Annotated in this window: 11 protein-coding genes; 4 read left to right on the top strand and 7 right to left on the bottom strand. The window is 65.2% G+C overall.

The genetic code is table 11. The features are described from left to right. Positions 1-21 precede the first annotated feature (21 nt). Complete coding sequence (gene leuS, locus CXR29_RS09885; protein WP_127364434.1) at positions 22-2937, bottom strand: leucine--tRNA ligase; 2916 nt, start codon at positions 2935-2937, stop codon at positions 22-24. A 189-nt stretch (positions 2938-3126) separates the two neighbouring features. Between leuS and CXR29_RS09890 the strand changes: the two genes are divergently transcribed. From CXR29_RS09890 to CXR29_RS09905, 4 genes are all read left to right on the top strand, one after another. After that, positions 3127-4935 (top strand): AMP-dependent synthetase/ligase, encoded by a 1809-nt coding sequence (locus CXR29_RS09890; protein WP_127364435.1) that lies wholly within the window; start codon positions 3127-3129, stop codon positions 4933-4935. Between the two features lie 254 nt (positions 4936-5189). Next, positions 5190-6233: a glutathione S-transferase C-terminal domain-containing protein gene (locus CXR29_RS09895; RefSeq protein ID WP_101553548.1), complete on the top strand. Its 1044-nt coding sequence runs from the start codon at positions 5190-5192 to the stop codon at positions 6231-6233. Positions 6234-6574: 341 nt separating this feature from the next. After that, positions 6575-7612, top strand: a complete 1038-nt coding sequence (locus CXR29_RS09900) for a YhjD/YihY/BrkB family envelope integrity protein (protein WP_101553422.1) — start codon at positions 6575-6577, stop codon at positions 7610-7612. A 55-nt stretch (positions 7613-7667) separates the two neighbouring features. Then, positions 7668-9095 (top strand): glyceraldehyde-3-phosphate dehydrogenase, encoded by a 1428-nt coding sequence (locus tag CXR29_RS09905; protein ID WP_127364436.1) that lies wholly within the window; start codon positions 7668-7670, stop codon positions 9093-9095. A 287-nt stretch (positions 9096-9382) separates the two neighbouring features. Here the strand turns inward: CXR29_RS09905 and CXR29_RS09910 are convergent, their stop codons facing one another. From CXR29_RS09910 to CXR29_RS09935, 6 genes are all read right to left on the bottom strand, one after another. After that, a complete protein-coding gene (locus CXR29_RS09910) occupies positions 9383-9970 on the bottom strand; it encodes a hypothetical protein (RefSeq protein ID WP_240811952.1) in 588 nt (195 codons plus the stop codon). Further along, complete coding sequence (locus CXR29_RS09915) at positions 9967-10932, bottom strand: D-2-hydroxyacid dehydrogenase (protein ID WP_101553420.1); 966 nt, start codon at positions 10930-10932, stop codon at positions 9967-9969. Before CXR29_RS09915 ends, CXR29_RS09910 begins: the two co-directional genes overlap by 4 nt. Then, the gene (locus tag CXR29_RS09920) at positions 10874-12670 is read right to left on the bottom strand and encodes an MDR family MFS transporter (RefSeq protein WP_240811951.1); all 1797 of its coding nucleotides are present in this window, start codon (positions 12668-12670) and stop codon (positions 10874-10876) included. Before CXR29_RS09920 ends, CXR29_RS09915 begins: the two co-directional genes overlap by 59 nt. 11 nt (positions 12671-12681) lie before the next feature. Further along, the gene (locus tag CXR29_RS09925) at positions 12682-13326 is read right to left on the bottom strand and encodes a TetR/AcrR family transcriptional regulator (protein WP_101553419.1); all 645 of its coding nucleotides are present in this window, start codon (positions 13324-13326) and stop codon (positions 12682-12684) included. Between the two features lie 78 nt (positions 13327-13404). Next, the gene (gene dnaG, locus CXR29_RS09930; RefSeq protein ID WP_101553418.1) at positions 13405-15459 is read right to left on the bottom strand and encodes a DNA primase; all 2055 of its coding nucleotides are present in this window, start codon (positions 15457-15459) and stop codon (positions 13405-13407) included. A gap of 3 nt (positions 15460-15462) precedes the next feature. Further along, entirely contained in the window at positions 15463-16770 is a 1308-nt protein-coding gene (locus CXR29_RS09935) for a deoxyguanosinetriphosphate triphosphohydrolase (protein WP_101553417.1), read from the bottom strand.

Consider the following 16770-nt stretch of genomic DNA (forward strand, 5'->3'; position numbering starts at 1 on the left):
CGGCAAAGTATCGCCGTGCCTTCAGGCGTCGGGAACGATGTTGACCAGCTTCGGTGCACGCACGATCACCTTGCGCACTCCGGCACCGCCGAGGGCCTTGAGGGCGTTCGGAGATTCGAGCGCCAGCGTCTCCAATTCCTCTGCGGAGATGTCCGGGGCGACTTCGAGCCGTGCGCGCACCTTGCCCTTGACCTGGACCACGCAGGTCACGGTCTCGGCGACGAGGTGGTTCGGGTCCGCCTCGGGGAAGGCCGCGTAGGTGAGAGTCGACTCGTGACCGAGACGTGACCACAGCTCTTCGGCCAGGTGCGGTGCGAAGGGCGCGAGCATGATCGTCAGCGGTTCGAGGACATCCCGGGTCGCGCCGCCCTGTTTGGTGGCGTGGTTGGTGAGCACGATGAGCTTGGAGATCGCGGTGTTGAACCGCAGATGGTCCATGTCCTCGCGCACACCGTCGATGACCTGGTGGAGGACCTTGAGCGATTCGGCGTCGGCCTCGCCGTCTGCGACCACGGACTCGCCGGTGGCCTCGTCGACGAAGAGTCGCCACACGCGCTGCAGGAACCGCTGGGCACCGACGACGGCGCGGGTGTCCCAGGGGCGGTCCTGTTCCAGCGGGCCCATCGACATCTCGTAGACGCGGAAGGTGTCGGCGCCGAAGGCGTCGTACATTTCGTCGGGCATGACGGAGTTCTTCAGCGATTTGCCGATCTTTCCGTACTCCCGGTTGACCTGTTCGCCGTTGTACCAGAACGTCAGCTCACCGTTCGATTCGGTCTTCTCCTCCACCTCGGCGGCGGGGACGTAGACGCCGCGGGAATCGGTGTAGGCATAGGCCTGGATGTATCCCTGGTTGACCAGACGGTGGAACGGCTCGGACGAGGAGATGTGCCCGAGGTCGAAGAGGATCTTGTGCCAGAAGCGGGCATAGAGCAGGTGGAGCACAGCGTGTTCCTGTCCGCCGACGTAGAGGTCGGCGCCACCGCGCGGTTTCGAGGCCCGCGGTCCCAGCCAGTACTTCTCGTTGGCGGGGTCGACGAGGCGTTCGTCGTTGTGCGGGTCCGCGTAGCGCAGCTGGTACCACGAGGATCCGGCCCAGTTGGGCATCGTGTTCGTCTCACGCTGGTAGGTCTTCGGACCGTCGCCGAGGTCGAGTTCGATGCTCGTCCATTCCTGATTCCGGCTCAGCGCCGGTTCGGGACGGCTGTCGGCATCGTCGGGCGCGTAGGTCCGCGGGGCGAAGTCGTCGACTTCGGGCAGCTGGACGGGCAGCATCTCGTCGGGCAGAGCGATCGGGGTGCCGTTCTCGTCGTAGACGATCGGGAACGGTTCGCCCCAGTAGCGCTGGCGAGAGAACAGCCAGTCGCGCAGGCGGTACTGGGTGGACTCGGTGGCCAGTCCCTTTCCCGCCAGCCATTCGGTGACCTGGGCCTTCGCCGCGTCGATCTCGAGGCCGTTGATGTCGATCTCGGCATTGGCCGAGTTGATCATCACCCCGGTGCCGGTGAACGGCGCGTCCTCGTCGTGGTCGGCCGGAGGCTGCACGGTGCGGATATAGGGCAGTCCGAACGCCTTTGCGAAGTCCCAGTCACGGGCGTCTTCGGCCGGCACGGCCATGATCGCTCCGGTGCCGTATCCCATGAGCACATAGTCGGCGATGAAGATCGGAACCTGTGCCCCGGTGGCCGGGTTGAGCGCATAGGAGCCGGTGAAGATGCCGGTCTTCTCCCGGCTCTGCTGCCGGTCGGCGTCGGTCTTGGCCGCAGCGGCGCGCTGGTAGGCGGCGATCGCCTCGGCGGGGGTGGCCTCTCCCCCGCGCCAGGACTCGGGGGTCGTCTCATCCCAGGATTCAGCGGTCAGGTCGGCGACCTGCGGGTGTTCGGGGCTGAGGACGAGGTAGGTGGCGCCGAACAGGGTGTCCGGGCGTGTGGTGTAGACCTCGATGTCGGAAGCATCGTCACCGGCGATGGGCAGGCGCAGCAGGGCGCCCTTCGAGCGGCCGATCCAATTGACCTGCATCGCGTGGATGGCATGCGGCCAGTCGAGTGCGTCGAGGTCGTCGATGAGGCGGTCGGCGTAGGCCGTGATGCGCATGTTCCACTGGCGCAGCCGGCGGGTGAAGACCGGGTAGTTTCCGCGCTCGGACAGCCCCTCGGCGGTGACCTCTTCATTGGCCAGCACGGTGCCCAGCCCTGGGCACCAGTTGACCGGGGATTCGGAGACGTAGGCGAGGCGGTAGCCCTGCAGGACGTTCTCGCGCTCCGTCGAGCTCAGCTCCGACCAGGCGCGACCGTCGGGTGTGGGGCGGGCACCGGAGGCGAACTGCTCGATGAGCGTGTCGATCGGACGAGCCGCGCCTTTGGCTTCACCGTCGGGGGTGGTCGCCGCGGTGTCGTACCAGGAGTTGAAGATCTGCAGGAAGATCCACTGCGTCCATTTGACGAATTTGTCGTCGGTCGTGGCGAAGCGACGGCGCACATCGTGGGCCAGCCCCAGGCGGCGCAGCTGCTCGGTCATGTTCGCGATATTGGCATCGGTGGTGATGCGCGGGTGTTGCCCGGTCTGCACCGCGTAGAGATCGGCGGGCAGTCCGAAGGCGTCGTAGGACAGGGCGTGCATGACGTTGTGTCCGCGCATCCGCTGGTAGCGGCCGTAGACGTCGGTGCCGAGGTAGCCCAGCGGGTGGCCGACGTGCAGTCCCACACCGGAGGGGTACGGGAACATGTCCATGATGTACAGGGATTCGCGCTCACTCAGGTCGGCCGGCGGACCGTAGGGCGACGAAGCATCCTGGGAGTCGAGCTCGCCGAGGTCTCCGGTGGGGTTCGGGGTGTGGAACGTGCCCGATTCCTCCCATGTGCGCTGCCAAGACTTCTCGATCTTTTCGGCCAGCGCCGCATCATAGCGGAAACCGGTCTCCTCAGGGTTCGTCGTCATTACCTTCCTTCGCAGAACAGACGTGAGCGGGTTCTGACCATCGTACTCTGAACGCCCCCTGATTCGACTTGGTTAGACTGCTCACAGGTCAGCGGACGCCGGTTATCTCGGCAAACGTGATCGATTTCACTGAGACCCGGCCGAACTGTAAGATAACCGAGCAGTAACTTACGTCCTCGAAGGAGACTCATGAGCTCAACGACCATGCCGCAGTCGTCAACACCCGTTGTCGGTTTCGAGGTCGATACCACCTCGTCGACCATTGATATCTTCCTCAGCACCGTCGCTGAGAACCCCGGCCGTCCTCTGGTAGCCAAGCCCGACGGCGACGGTTGGAACGAACTGACCGCGGCCGAATTCCTCGCAGAGGTCAAGGCGGTCGCTAAGGGGCTCATCGCTCTGGGCGTGGAAGTCGGTGACCGGATCGCGATCTTCGGCCCCACCTCCTATGAGTGGACGCTCAGCGACTACGCCATCTGGTACGCCGGCGGAATCTCCGTGCCGTTCTACGACACCTCTTCGGAGAGTCAGCTCAGCTGGATGCTCACCGACGTCGATGTCACTCGTGGGCTCGTCGCATCACGCGAGCATGCCGATCGGGTGCGTGCTGCAGCCAAGGCCGCCGGACGCGACGAGCCAGCGCTGCGGGTCTGGGACGACGGCGCTTTCGCCGATCTCGCCGAAGCCGGCAAGGCCGTCACCGATGAAGAGCTCGAAGCCGCTCGCTCGCAGGTCGGCTCCGATTCCGTGGCGACGATCATCTACACTTCCGGCACCACCGGAAAGGCCAAGGGCTGTGTGCTCACCCACGCGAACTTCGTGCAGACCGCCCAGGCCGCTCGCCACCAGATCCCCAGCGTTCTCGACACGAATATGCGCTGCCTGCTGTTCCTGCCGCAGGCTCACGTCTTCGCCCGGTTCATCGAGGTCCTGGCCATCAGCAACGGTGCTCTGCTCGCCCATCAGTCGGATCTGATGAAGCTCACCGACGCCATGGGCAGCTTCCGCCCCTCGTTCATCCTCGGTGTGCCCCGTGTCTTCGAAAAGGTGTTCAATTCCGCGCTGGCGACCGCTCAAACAGGCGGCAAGGAGAAGATCTTCCGCCGTGCCGAGCAGGTCGCAGTCGCCTACTCGAAGGCACTCGACACCGGCAAGGTGCCGACCGCCCTCAAGCTCCAGCATGCCTTGTTCGACAAGCTCGTCTATTCGAAGCTGCGCGCAGTTATGGGCGGCAACGTCACTCACGCGGTCTCCGGCGGTGGCGCACTCGGCTCTCATCTCGGACACTTCTTCCGCGGACTCGGCATCATCGTTCTCGAAGGCTACGGACTCACTGAGACCACGGCACCGATCACCGTCAATATTCCGGAGAAGTCGAAGATCGGAACTGTCGGCGTTCCGCTGCCGGGCGCCTCTGTGGCGATCGCTCCCGACGGTGAGATCCTGGCCAAGGGCGCGCCGGTCTTCCGCGAGTACTGGAACAACCCCGAGGCCACGGCCAAGGAGTTCCACGACGGCTGGTTCGGCACCGGTGACCTCGGCTCACTCGATGACGACGGCTACCTCACGATCAACGGCCGCAAGAAGGAGATCATCGTGACTTCCAGCGGCAAGAACGTCGCCCCGGCTCCGCTCGAGGATGTGCTGCGTCGCCACCCGATCATCGGCCAGCCGGTGCTCGTCGGCGAGAACCGCAAGTTCGTCTCGGCGCTGATCTTCCTCGATTCGGAGATGCTGCCGGGCTGGCTGAAGAACCACGATCTGCCGCAGATGGATCTGCGCGAAGCCGCCGAGGACGATGCGGTCCAGGCCGAAGTGGCCAAAGCCGTCGAACAGATGAACAGGACCGTCTCGCGGGCCGAAGGAGTCAAGAAATTCACAATCCTGCCGATCGAGCTCAGCGAGGAGAACGGCTACCTCTCTGCCAAGCAGTCGGTCAAGCGTCACTTCATCAATAAAGACTTCGCCGCCGAGATCGACGCGCTCTACGCCGGCTGAGGCACACACGCCGCCGGCGACGGTCGATCGCCGCCGACAACGGACAGTCGCTGAGCACAGCGTGCGGGCACGGCCCGGGCACGGACTCGAACGGTCCGTCCCGGGCCGTCGTCGTCCCACCTCGGCGAGGATGAATGCCTGCCGTCCGGGAGGACGGCGGGGCGGGAACGTCGTCCCGCCTCGGCGAGGGCTTGCCTCAACGTCGTAAGCTGAGGACAGAAGTCGAACTCGTCGATCCCATGGGAGGCAGCGTCATGTCCGAGTCCACCGATCACACCCCCAGCTACGTGACCGAAGGTGCGGAATTCAACCGCGATACGAACTACATCGACGATCGCATCCTCAACGATCCGAACGCTCAGTGGCCCGTCGAACCGGGCCGGTATCGCCTCATCGCCGCCCGCGCCTGCCCCTGGGCGAACCGGACGATCATCGTCCGTCGCCTCCTCGGGCTCGAGGACGTCATCTCCCTCGGGATGCCCGGTCCCACCCATGATGCGCGGTCATGGACGTTCGACCTCGATCCGGGCGGGGTGGATCCGGTGCTCGGCATCGAACGGCTGCAGCAGGCGTTCTTCGCGCGCTTTCCGGACTATCCGCGCGGAATCACCGTGCCTGCCGTCGTCGACGTGCCCACCGGCGTCGTCGTGACCAACGACTTCCCGCAGATCACGGAGGACTTCTCCACTCAGTGGACCGACTACCACCGCGCAGGCGCCCCGAATCTCTGGCCCGAAGAATCCCGGGAGGAGATGGGGAAGGTGATGCGCCATATCTATACGGAGATCAACAACGGGGTCTACCGCTGCGGCTTCGCCGGTTCCCAGGACGCCTACGATGCCGCTTTCGATCGCCTCTTCAACGCGCTCGACATCGTCGAGGATCGGCTCGGCCGGTCACGGTTCCTCATGGGTGAGACCATCACCGAGGCGGATGTCCGACTGTTCACCACGCTCGTGCGCTTCGATCCCGTCTATTTCGGTCACTTCAAGTGCAATCGGCAGCCGCTCACGGCGTTCGAGAACCTGTGGGGTTACGCCCGCGACCTCTATCAGACCCCGGGCTTCGGAGACACGGTCGACTTCGAGCAGATCAAACAGCACTACTACATCGTCCACCAGGATGTGAACCCGACACAGATCGTGCCCAAGGGCCCCGATCTCTCGGGTTGGCTCAGCGATCACGGCCGTGACCGGAAGTTCGGCGGATCGCCGTTCGGCGACGGGACGGCTCCCGGACCGGTCAAGCCCGGTGAAGAGGTCGATCCCGCTTATACGGCATCTGCTTGGGTGAGCTGACTCACGGGCGAGCCGCTCCCTCGAGGAGCCGATGCACTGCTGGTCCCGGCGCCCACCCCGGCCGAGAGGACATCCGCCACAGCTGAGCCGGAAGGCAGACTGCCGGTGAGCCCACCTGTGGCAGCGGTCGCGAAAGCGGCGGCTACAGCGGCGGCTACAGCGGCGACAGCAGCGGCGACAGCAGCGGCGAGAGAGTCCGGATCAGGGTTCGGCATGGCCAAAAGTCCGGATAAGGGCGCGGCCCGCCGCTCACAGTGCGCTCACAGCGGTTAGTGTGGAAACGAACACCTCAGACCGGATTACGAACGCACCGTGCGGATACTCATCGAAGGAGCACACACGTGGCACCTGCCAAAGTACTGGCCTCACGCAACACCGTCGCTGAGGTCGGCCACAATGCCGTCAACAGACCCGGGCCCGCCCACCTCGTGCGCGCAGTCCAGCGTTTCGGACAGCGTCTGGGCAATCAGTTCGGTGCCGCGATCACCTACTTCCTCGTTCTCGCGGTCATGCCCATCGCCATGGTCAGCCTCGCGAGCATCGGATTCGTCCTCGACGTCGCACGCCCCGAGCTCCTTCCCGAGGTCACGAAGCAGATCGAGACCTTCACCGCCGGCAACTCCTCGCTGACCGAGCAGCTCGAGAGCTTCCTCCTCGACTGGCAGGGAGTGGGAATCATCGGTATTCTCACCGGCCTCTACACAGGTCAGGGATTCATCGGCAACCTCGGTGCCGCGGTGAGAGCTCAGCTGCACGACGACTTCGACGATGCCGTGCCGGAGAAGTCCTTCGTCAGCAAGGTCATCAACAACGTGGTCACCCTCATCGGCCTCATCATCGGCCTCCTCCTGGCCGTGGCGCTCACGGTCGTCGGCACCGGTCTGCGCTCGATGATCGCCGACTTCCTCGGGCTCGGCGGATTCGCCGGCAGTCTGCTGTTCATCGTTCCGGTCATCCTCACCTTCGGCGCCGCCTGGCTGATCTTCTGGTTCCTGTTCACGATGCTGCCGGAGAAGCCGGTCGACAAGCAGGCGAAGAACCGCGGCTCCCTCATCGGCGCGACCGCGTTCCTCATCCTCATCAACTTCTCCACCGTGCTCGTCAATCTCTTCTCCGGGAACAAGGCCGCCGGCGTGTTCGGATCGATCATCGCGATCATGCTCACGCTCAACGTCTTCGCCCGCATCATCCTGTTCATCGCCGCCTGGATCGGCACGGCGAAACCGCCTCGGCCGCGCGAAGAGGAGCCGGAATACCGGTTCGTCGAACCGAAGGTGCAGGCGCAGAGCCTCGGCGCGCTCATCACCGGTGCGGGAATCGTGGCGCTGACCCTGCTGGGCTTCAAACGATTCGAGGAACGCCGGTCCGATCGCGAGTAGGCGAGACGGTAGACTGTGGGCGCATCCGTTTCAACTGACCGAGGGGACACGACCTTTGACTGACGCTACGACTGCTCGCCTGAACGATTGGGCGAAGAAGCAGACCGCCGCCGAAGAACTCATTCCGCTAGTCGGACGCCTGTACCGTGAGAACGACGTGCTGCTCACCCTGTTCGGGCGGTCGCTGCTGAATAAGTCGGTGACGGGCATGATCAAGGCGCACCGCTATGCTCGCCACTTCCTCGGCGAAGAGCTCGACATCCAGATCACCCACCGCATCGTCAAGGCGCTGTCGGGGCTCAACCTGGCACCGGCCCGCATCGATCTGGGCCGCCTCATCGAGAAGCTCGATGATCCCAACGCCGATGTCGATGCCTTCCTCGCCTCCGAGCTCGCCGATGTCGTCGAATCTCAGTCCGGCAAGGGCGAGGTCCGCGATATCGTCCTCTACGGCTTCGGTCGCATCGGTCGTCTCCTCGCCCGTATTCTCATCGATCGTGCCGGCGGCACCGGTATGCGTCTGCGTGCCATCGTCGTGCGCCGCAATGGAGAGAACGACATCGTCAAGCGCGCCTCCCTGCTGCGCCGCGACTCGGTCCACGGAGCCTTCGACGGCAGCATCGTCGTCGACGAAGAGAACAGCACCATCCAGGCCAACGGCACCCTCATCCAGGTCATCTACTCCGATGACCCCTCCGAGGTCGACTACACCGCCTACGGAATCAACGATGCCATCATCGTCGACAACACCGGAAAGTGGCGCGACGACGAGGGCCTGTCCAAGCACCTCGCCTGCCCCGGTGCGTCGAAGGTCCTGCTCACGGCTCCCGGCAAGGGCGATGTGAAGAACATCGTCTTCGGAGTCAACGACGATGCGATCCTCGATTCGGACACCATCGTCTCGGCTGCCTCGTGCACGACGAACGCGATCACCCCGGTGCTCAAGGCCATCAACGACAAGTTCGGTGTCCGCAACGGCCACGTCGAGACCGTCCATTCGTTCACCAACGATCAGAACCTCATCGACAACTTCCACAAGGGCTCCCGCCGGGGACGCGCGGCCGGCCTCAACATGGTGCTGACCGAGACCGGTGCCGCCAAGGCCGTGGCCAAGGCTCTGCCGGAGCTGGCCGGGAAGCTCTCGGGCAACGCGATCCGCGTGCCCACCCCGAATGTGTCGATGGCGATCCTCAACCTCAACCTGGACACGGCCACCTCGGTCGACGAGCTCAACACGTTCCTGCGCGAAGTGTCGATGCATTCGCCGCTGCGCAACCAGGTCGACTACGTCACCTCCCCCGAGCTCGTGTCCACCGACCTCGTCGGGTCCAAGCGAGCCGGTGTCGTCGACGGTCTGGCCACGATCGTCGACGAGGACCGCGTCGTCGTCTACGTCTGGTACGACAACGAATTCGGCTACTCCTGCCAGGTCGTGCGCTGCGTGGCCAAGATGGCCGACGTCGACGTCCCGGCTTTTCCCTGATATCGATATCGCCGAGGCGGCCCACCGCAACGCTCGGATGAGCGTTCGATAACTGGCTGAGACAGGTGCCCGGAGTCTCACGACTCCGGGCACCTTCGTCATTCACGTCCGTCGCCGTCCCCGCCGGGCCTTGCGCCAGTGGTTCAGCACATGCTCGGCGCCATCCCGCACCCTGGGCCGCATGCCCTCCGCTTCGTGCCGCAACCCCGTGGGAACGGCAGAACCTCCCGCAGGAACGGGAGGTTCTGCCGGTTTCGGGACGTCTGGTCAGCAGCGGGAAGTGTCAATCACTCCGCGGCATCGGACTCCATGGCTTCATGCAGCCAGATCGGCGTGAAACTGGCGAATCGGTCAGCCAGTTCGTCGTCGCTGTCGAGGATGACGGCGAGTCGGTCATCGGCGTTGGCCAGCTCATTCGCCCAGATGGGTCCCAGGCAGGACAGCAGCAGGCAGGCGATGACGACGGCGCCGGCCAGGACCGGCGTCTGAGCCCACAGCAGGATGCCGAACAGGATCCCGATGATGGCGAAGCCGAGGGCCACGGCGAGTCCGGCGTTCCGCGTCCGCGGCGCCTTGGCTCGAGCCGGACGGGTGGCCGCGATCGAATCGAGCACGTCCCGGTTGATCCGCGTCCAGGCGATGATCGCGCCCAGCGCACAGACGATGCCGATCATGATGAGGCTGAATGCCGAGAACAGCAGCACCGCATCGATGTGATCGCCTTGAGCCTGGACGGCGGCACCGAGTCCGGCGACGAGCATCGCCAGGGCGAGCACCAGCATGCTCAGCAGACGGGCACGGCGCACAGCGATGAGTTCGGCGATCACCCTGGCCAGGAACGCCCGCTGCGCCGCAGGGTCGTCGGCCAGGCTCACCGCACGTACCCGAGCTTCTTGTCCACGGTGTGCGGGAACCGCTCTCCGGCCAGATACGCCTCGAACAGGCGATGGAACTGCTCGGCCAGCCGCATTCTCCACCCGTTCGTGTCTCCGCTCATATGCGGGGTGATGATGACATCGTCCATCGCCCACAGAGGATGGTCGGCCGGCAGCGGCTCTTCGTCGAAGACGTCGAGCCCGGCCCCGGCGATCTGCCCGTCGCGCAACGCAGTGACGAGCGCGTCGGTGTCGACGGTGTCTCCGCGTCCGACATTGATGAACACGGCGGTGTCATCCATGGCGGCGAATGCCTCGGCGCCGATGAGCCTCTCGGTCTTCTCCGTCAGCGGTGCGATGTCGATGACCCAGTCGAATCCGGCCACATGCTGGGGCAGGGCGGCGGAGTCGATGACCTCACCGAAGTCGGGGTCGCCGCTGCGGGCGCGCGACCCGGCTCCGGTGACCTCGATGTCGACGGCCGTCAGCAGGCGGGCGATGCCCCGGCCGATCGCACCGGTGCCGACGATGAGCGCCTTGGTGCCGGCGATATCGCGGGTCGACCGGCGGTTCCACTTCCCCTCCGCTTGGTCGTTCAGCGAGCCGATCGAGCTCTTCGCATGCATGAGGATGTAGCTGAGGACGAACTCGGCGATCGGGCGGTCGAAGATCCCCCGGGCGTTCGTCACCGTCACCGGCGAGTCGACGAGCTCATCGAAGAGGAGCGAATCGACGCCCGCCGCGGCGGCATGGACCCAGTCGAGCCGGTCGGCATGTGCATAGGCATCCTTGAGTGCGGTGGAGAAGAAATCCCACATCAGCAGCACATCGGTGCCGGGCAGCGCCTGGGACAGGGTCGACGCCTCGGCGATGCGCAGTTCGATCCCGTCCCGCTCCCCCAGATCAGTGATCAGCTCGGGGATCTCGGTCCCGGGTGCGTTGAGTATGGTCAGTACCGTCATTCCTCGGCTCCTTGGACAGTGGGCTTTCTGCCACACTAACCGATGAAGCCTCGACCGGGGTGGAAACCGACGCGGACACGGCCCCCGCGTTCTCTGCTGCGACGTCGAGGTTCTCCCGCTTCGCCGGTTCGTTCTTCAGCGTCTGCGCCAGCGGAGTGTTGGGCAGGAAGCAGAGGAAGACGAAACCGAGGACCGCCAGCGGAGCCACCCACAGGAACAGGGGCACGAGGGCATCGTTGTAGGAGGTGATGATGAGCGAATGCATCGGCTCCGGCAGCTTCGACACGATCTCCGGGGTCAGCCCGGTCGAGGAGACCTTGGGCATGTGACCCTGCGGGGAGGCCTTGGCGATCTCCGTGATTCCGGACTTGATGTTGTCCATCAGCCGCTGGGTGAACACGGAACCGATGAAGGCCATGCCCAAGGTGGCGCCGACCTGTCGGAAGTAGTTGTTCGAGGCGGTCGCGGTGCCGACCATGGACACCGGGAAGGCGTTCTGGACGACGAGGACGAGAGTCTGCATGCTCAAGCCCAGTCCGAGTCCGAGCAGCGCCAGGCAGCCGATGGTCTCCCAGGCCGAGCTCTCGGCCTTGAGCTGGGAGAGCAGGACGAGTGCGGCGGCCATGATGAGGATGCCGGTCAGCGGGTACTTCTTGTACTTGCCGGTGCGGGAGACGATGAATCCGACGAGCGTCGACGACACGAGCATGGTGCCCATCATCGGCACCATCATCAGTCCCGCGACGGTGGCATCGATGCCGTGGACCATCTGCAGGTAGGTGGGCATGTAGGAGAGCACACCGAACATGCCGATGCCGACGAAGAGACCGGCGATCGTGCACAAAAGGAAGTCGCGATTGGCGAACAGGTGCATCGGAATGACCGGCTCGCTGACCTTGAGTTCGACGAAGACGAAGGCGACTGCGGCGATGATTCCGGTGACGATAAGCCCGTTGATCTGCCATGATCCCCATTCGTAGTCGTGTCCGCCCCAAGCGGAGGTGAGCACGATGCAGGAAGTCACGATGGACACGAGCGCCATGCCGATGACATCGATCTTCGGACGCTTGCCTGCGCCCTTGTCATGCTTGGGCACCTTGAGGAACACGGCGGCGGCGATGAGGGCGATGATGCCCAGAGGGAAGTTGATGGCAAACGCCCAGCGCCAGCCGGGTCCTTCGGTCAGCCAGCCGCCGATGAGCGGTCCGGCCACGGACGACACGGCGAAGGCCGAGCCCATGATGCCCATGTACTTGCCGCGTTCGCGGGCGGGGACGACGGAGGCGATGATCGACTGTGAGAGGATCATCATTCCGCCGCCGCCGATGCCCTGGAGCACGCGGCCGAGGATCAGCGTCGACATCTCGTTCGCGATCAGGGCGAAGACCGATCCCAGCAGGAAGCAGCAGATGGCGAACATGAACAGCGGTTTGCGTCCGAACAGGTCACCGACCTTGCCGTAGACGGGCATCATGATCGTCGAGGCGAGCATGAACGCGGTGGAGACCCACAGCATCTGGTCGACGCCGTCGAGTTCGCCGACGATGGTCGGCAGCGCGGTCGCCAGCACCGTCTGGTTGAGGGAGAACATGAACATCGCGATCATCAGGCCCACGAAGAGCAGAATGATCGCCGAGGTGGCCATCGGCTCGGTCTGTGCGTCGGGTCCCGCGGGTGCTGAGTTCTTCGAGGTGGTTGCCGTCATCGCCTTCTCATCGGTTTCGTGGTTGCTTCTCATCACAGCTTTCGTCATTGCAGTCGGTCCAGTACCTTGCGGAACAGGCTCAGGGAGTCTTCGAAGATCGCTTGGGTTCCGCCTTTGCCCTCGACCGCTTCGGGATCGGCTTTGATCGTCTGTCCCGCATGGTTGAGCGGGACGCGGCAGAGCTGGGTGAGCATCCGCGCGCTGCGCCAGGCGGACTCCTCGGAGGAGAACTCCTGGCCGAGGTGGCGCAGTCGCTCAAGCACGTGAGAGGTGACGATCTCTTCGAGTTCTTCTGCCCGGTCGAAGCTCTTGCTCACGAGTTCCGGGTAGAGAGCGAAGAGGCGGCGGCGCCGAGCCGGAAGTTTGGGATCGACGGAGCCGACGAGCAGCGCTTCGCGGACGAAGCGCGCCGTGTCCTCGGCCAGCGTGTCGAGCCCGGCAGGGCTGTGGACGTAGTCGAAGGCGAGGCCCTCATCGACGCTGACCTCGGATCCGAGGCCGACGATCGCGTCCTCTTTCGTCTCGAAGTAGTTGAAGAAGGTGCGTGTGGACACCCCCGCGTCGGCGGCGATCGTCGCCACGGTGGCACAGGCCAGGCCGTCTTCGAGGACGCGGGTGATCGCCGCCTCGTGGAGGGCGCTGCGGGTCAGCCGCGCCTTTTTCGAGCGCAGGGATTCATCAACGGGCATACGTCCATTTTGCACCAGGTGCAAACTTTCACCAAATGCAAATCTGCAATTGTGCACTATTTCACTGTGTGCAGTGTTCTACATCAGCGTCCTCAGCCTCGCCCGGTGCTGCTCGAGGGTCTGCAGCTGGCCGAGCAGTGCAGCCTGGCCTGCTCCGTCGGCCGTGTCCTGGCGCTGCAGGCGAGAGTGGAGTTCCTTGGCGATGCGTTCGAGGTCGTAGTCGAAGAGGCGGGCGACGATGCCGCGGGCGAACCGGTCGATCCCGTCCCCTTCGATCACCGGCAGCGGGGTCACGAGCAGCTGAGCCACATAGGGTCTGAGGTCCTCGGCAGCGGCGTCGAGGACGCGCTCGGCCCATTTCGACTGGGCGGGGCCGGCGGCACCCAGTCCCCCGGCTTGTCCGATCGCGTCCTGGATCCGCCGGTAGCCGGGGTGTTCGAAGGCCTTCGCGGACAGCGAGTCGAAGAGCTTCGCATTCACCACCTCCGGATGTTGAAGGGCGACCATGAGGGCGCCCTTCTCCGTCTTCAGCCGGGCAGGGCTGATCGGGGCCGAGAGGTTCGAGACGTCGGGGCGTTCCTCGTAGACGTATTCCAGGCCGCGTTCGTCGGAGGCCTCGCCCGCCGAGGCGGGCCCGGGCTCGCGTGCGCCCCCGGACGGGGCGTGCCCCGGTCCGGTTCCGGCACCGGACCCTGACCCCGAACCGGGTACGGCTGACGTCGAGGGTGCGGGCGCGGTCGGCGTCGGCGGCGGACCGTCGCGATATGACGACTGACGGGCGGGCGCCTCGGCGGGCCGTCTGTTCTGCTTCGGCTGGCGAGCGGCGGTGCGGACCGCCGCCTCCACCTCATCGATGTCGACGCCGATGCGGCCGGCGACGAACCGGTAGTAATGCGAAAGACTGTTTCGGTCGCGGACGTCGGTGAGCACCTCGGCGGCGGCGCGGACCGCGGAGATCCGACCTTCGACGGTGTCGAGGTCGAAGCGGGCGATCGCGGTGGTGATGACGAATTCGAAGAGCGGCTTGCACCCGTCGATGAGTTCGCGCAGGGCCGCGTCGCCCTTCCTCATCCGCAGGTCACAGGGGTCGAGGCCGTCGGGTTCGACGGCGACGAAGGTCTGGGCGCTGAACAGGCTCTCGAATTCGAAGGCCTTGAGCGCAGCCTTCTGACCGGCGGCGTCGCCGTCGAAGGTGAAGATCACCTGCCCGGTCGGGTCGTCGCCGAGGAGGCGGCGGATGATCTTCACGTGTTCGGCGCCGAAGGCCGTACCGCAGGTGGCCACGGCCTGGTCGACTCCGGCGAGGTGGGCGGCCATGACATCGGTGTAGCCCTCGACGACGACGACGCGCTTGGTCTTCGCGATCGACTTCTTCGCCAGATCGAGGCCGTAGAGGACCTGGTTCTTGTGGTACAGCGCGGTCTCCGGAGTATTGAGGTACTTCGGCCCCTTGTCATCGTCATAGAGTCGGCGGGCGCCGAAGCCGATGGTCCGGGCGGTCATGTCCTTGATCGGCCAGATCACCCGACCGCGGAACCGGTCGTAGATTCCGCGTCCGCCCTCGCTGGCCAGGCCGCCGGCGAGGATCTCCTCATCGGTGAATCCGGCCCTGCGCAGGTGTGTCGTCAGTCCATCCCAGGATTTCGGGGCGAAGCCGATGCCGAAGACTCGGCTCGACTCCGCGGGGAAGCCGCGGCCAGTGAGGAATTCGCGACCGATCTGCCCGGCTTCGGATTCCAGCGCCTGGGCGAAGAAGCGCCCGGCGACTTCGTGCATCTCCAGCAGTCGCTGCCTGCGGCTGGCCTGTTCCCGGTCGGGGCCCTTCCCGTCCTCGTAGCGCAGGTGCATTCCGGCCTTGCCGGCCAGGGTCTCGACGGCTTCGACGAAGCTGAGCTGTTCGACCTTCTGCAGGAAGGTGAATACGTCGCCGGATTCACCGCAGCCGAAGCAGTGGTACATCCCGACCTGGGGGCGCACCGTGAACGAGGGAGTCTTCTCGTCGTGGAACGGGCACAGGCCCTTGAGCGATCCGATGCCTGCGGTCTTGAGGGTGACGAATTCCCCGATCACCTCGTCGATGCGGGTGCGGCTGCGCAGTTCGTCGATGTCCTCGCGCTTGATGAGTCCGGCCATGGTCTAGAGCCGATCCCCCGCTCCGGCGTTGAGGTGATGGTAGAGGGCCCAGGCGGAATGGTCGGTCAGGGAGGCGATCTGGTCGACGATGACGCGCCGCCGTGCGGAGTCGTCGGCGGCCTCGGCGTGGTCGGCGCGGAACATCGGATCGAGTTTGTCCGGTGACTGCGAGTACCATTCGGCGAGTTCGTTGATGACTGCCGCCTGGATGTCATGGAGTCGCAGTCGATCCTCGGCGACCATCACCGTCAGCGTCGCCATGCCCTTGAGCACGGCGATCTCGACGGTGGTCGTCTCGGGCACGACGAGTGAGGCGGAGTACCGGGCGAGGGGTTCCCACCCGAATTCCTCACGGGTCGCGGATTCCGCGGCCCCGACGAAGCGCCCGATGAGCTGACTGGTCATGTGCTTGAGACCGGCCTGGGCCCGACGGGATCCGTCGAAGGCCTCCTTGGGCCAGTAGGCGGCCGCCTGCAGGCGGCCGAGCGCCTTGTCCATCTCCGCATCGGTGGTCTCCGGCAGATACCACTGACGGGTGATGTCGAAGAGTTCGGTCCGACGGTCGTCGGCGGTGAAGTAGGCGAGGTCGAGGTGGCCCGCGACGATGGCATCCTCGACGTCGTGGACGGAGTACGAGATGTCGTCGGCCAAGTCCATGACCTGGGCTTCGATGCATCTCTGGCCGTTGTCGATGCCGTCGCGGTAGAAGTCGAAGACAGCACGGTCGTCATCGTAGACACCGAATTTGCGCACTCCGGAGTCACGGCGACCGGCCGTGGCTTCGGCCCGCGGCCACGGGTACTTCGTCAGTGCGTCGAGGCTGGCGCGGGACAGGTTGAGACCGGCCGGTCGGCCGTCGTCGGCGATGACCTTCGGTTCGATGCGCGTGACCAGGCGCAGGGTCTGGGCGTTGCCTTCGAAGCCGCCGATGTCGGCGCACAGGGCATCGAGGATCGTCTCTCCGTGGTGGCCGAAGGGCGGGTGTCCGAGGTCGTGGGACAGGCAGGCGGTGTCGACGATATCGGGATCGCACCCGAGGTAGCGGGCGAGTTCGCGTCCGACCTGGGCCACCTCGAGGGAGTGGGTGAGGCGGGTGCGGACGAAATCGTCCGTGCCCGGGGACACGACCTGGGTCTTCGCGCCGAGGCGGCGCAGGCCCGAGGAATGGAGGACGCGGGCACGGTCGCGCTGGAAGGCCGAACGTCGTGGATTCTTCGCCGGTTCGCTCACCCACCGCTCCTCGTCCCAGGGCGAGTAGACCGCCACGGTACCCGTCCGCACCGAGGTGTGCGGGTGAGTGTCGAAGGGCAT

This window comes from Brevibacterium linens, from assembly GCF_003999335.1.
In the GTDB taxonomy this organism is placed as follows: Bacteria; Actinomycetota; Actinomycetes; order Actinomycetales; family Brevibacteriaceae; genus Brevibacterium; species Brevibacterium linens.

Excerpts from the sequence above, each read along its gene's own strand:
- leuS (WP_127364434.1), bottom strand. The coding sequence starts at position 2,937 with ATGACGACGAACCCTGAGGAGACCGGTTTCCGCTATGATGCGGCGCTG.
- CXR29_RS09890 (WP_127364435.1), top strand. The coding sequence starts at position 3,127 with ATGAGCTCAACGACCATGCCGCAGTCGTCAACACCCGTTGTCGGTTTC.
- CXR29_RS09895 (WP_101553548.1), top strand. The coding sequence starts at position 5,190 with ATGTCCGAGTCCACCGATCACACCCCCAGCTACGTGACCGAAGGTGCG.
- CXR29_RS09915 (WP_101553420.1), bottom strand. The coding sequence starts at position 10,932 with ATGACGGTACTGACCATACTCAACGCACCCGGGACCGAGATCCCCGAG.
- CXR29_RS09920 (WP_240811951.1), bottom strand. The coding sequence starts at position 12,670 with ATGAGAAGCAACCACGAAACCGATGAGAAGGCGATGACGGCAACCACC.
- CXR29_RS09925 (WP_101553419.1), bottom strand. The coding sequence starts at position 13,326 with ATGCCCGTTGATGAATCCCTGCGCTCGAAAAAGGCGCGGCTGACCCGC.
- dnaG (WP_101553418.1), bottom strand. The coding sequence starts at position 15,459 with ATGGCCGGACTCATCAAGCGCGAGGACATCGACGAACTGCGCAGCCGC.
- CXR29_RS09935 (WP_101553417.1), bottom strand. The coding sequence starts at position 16,770 with ATGCCCTTCGACACTCACCCGCACACCTCGGTGCGGACGGGTACCGTG.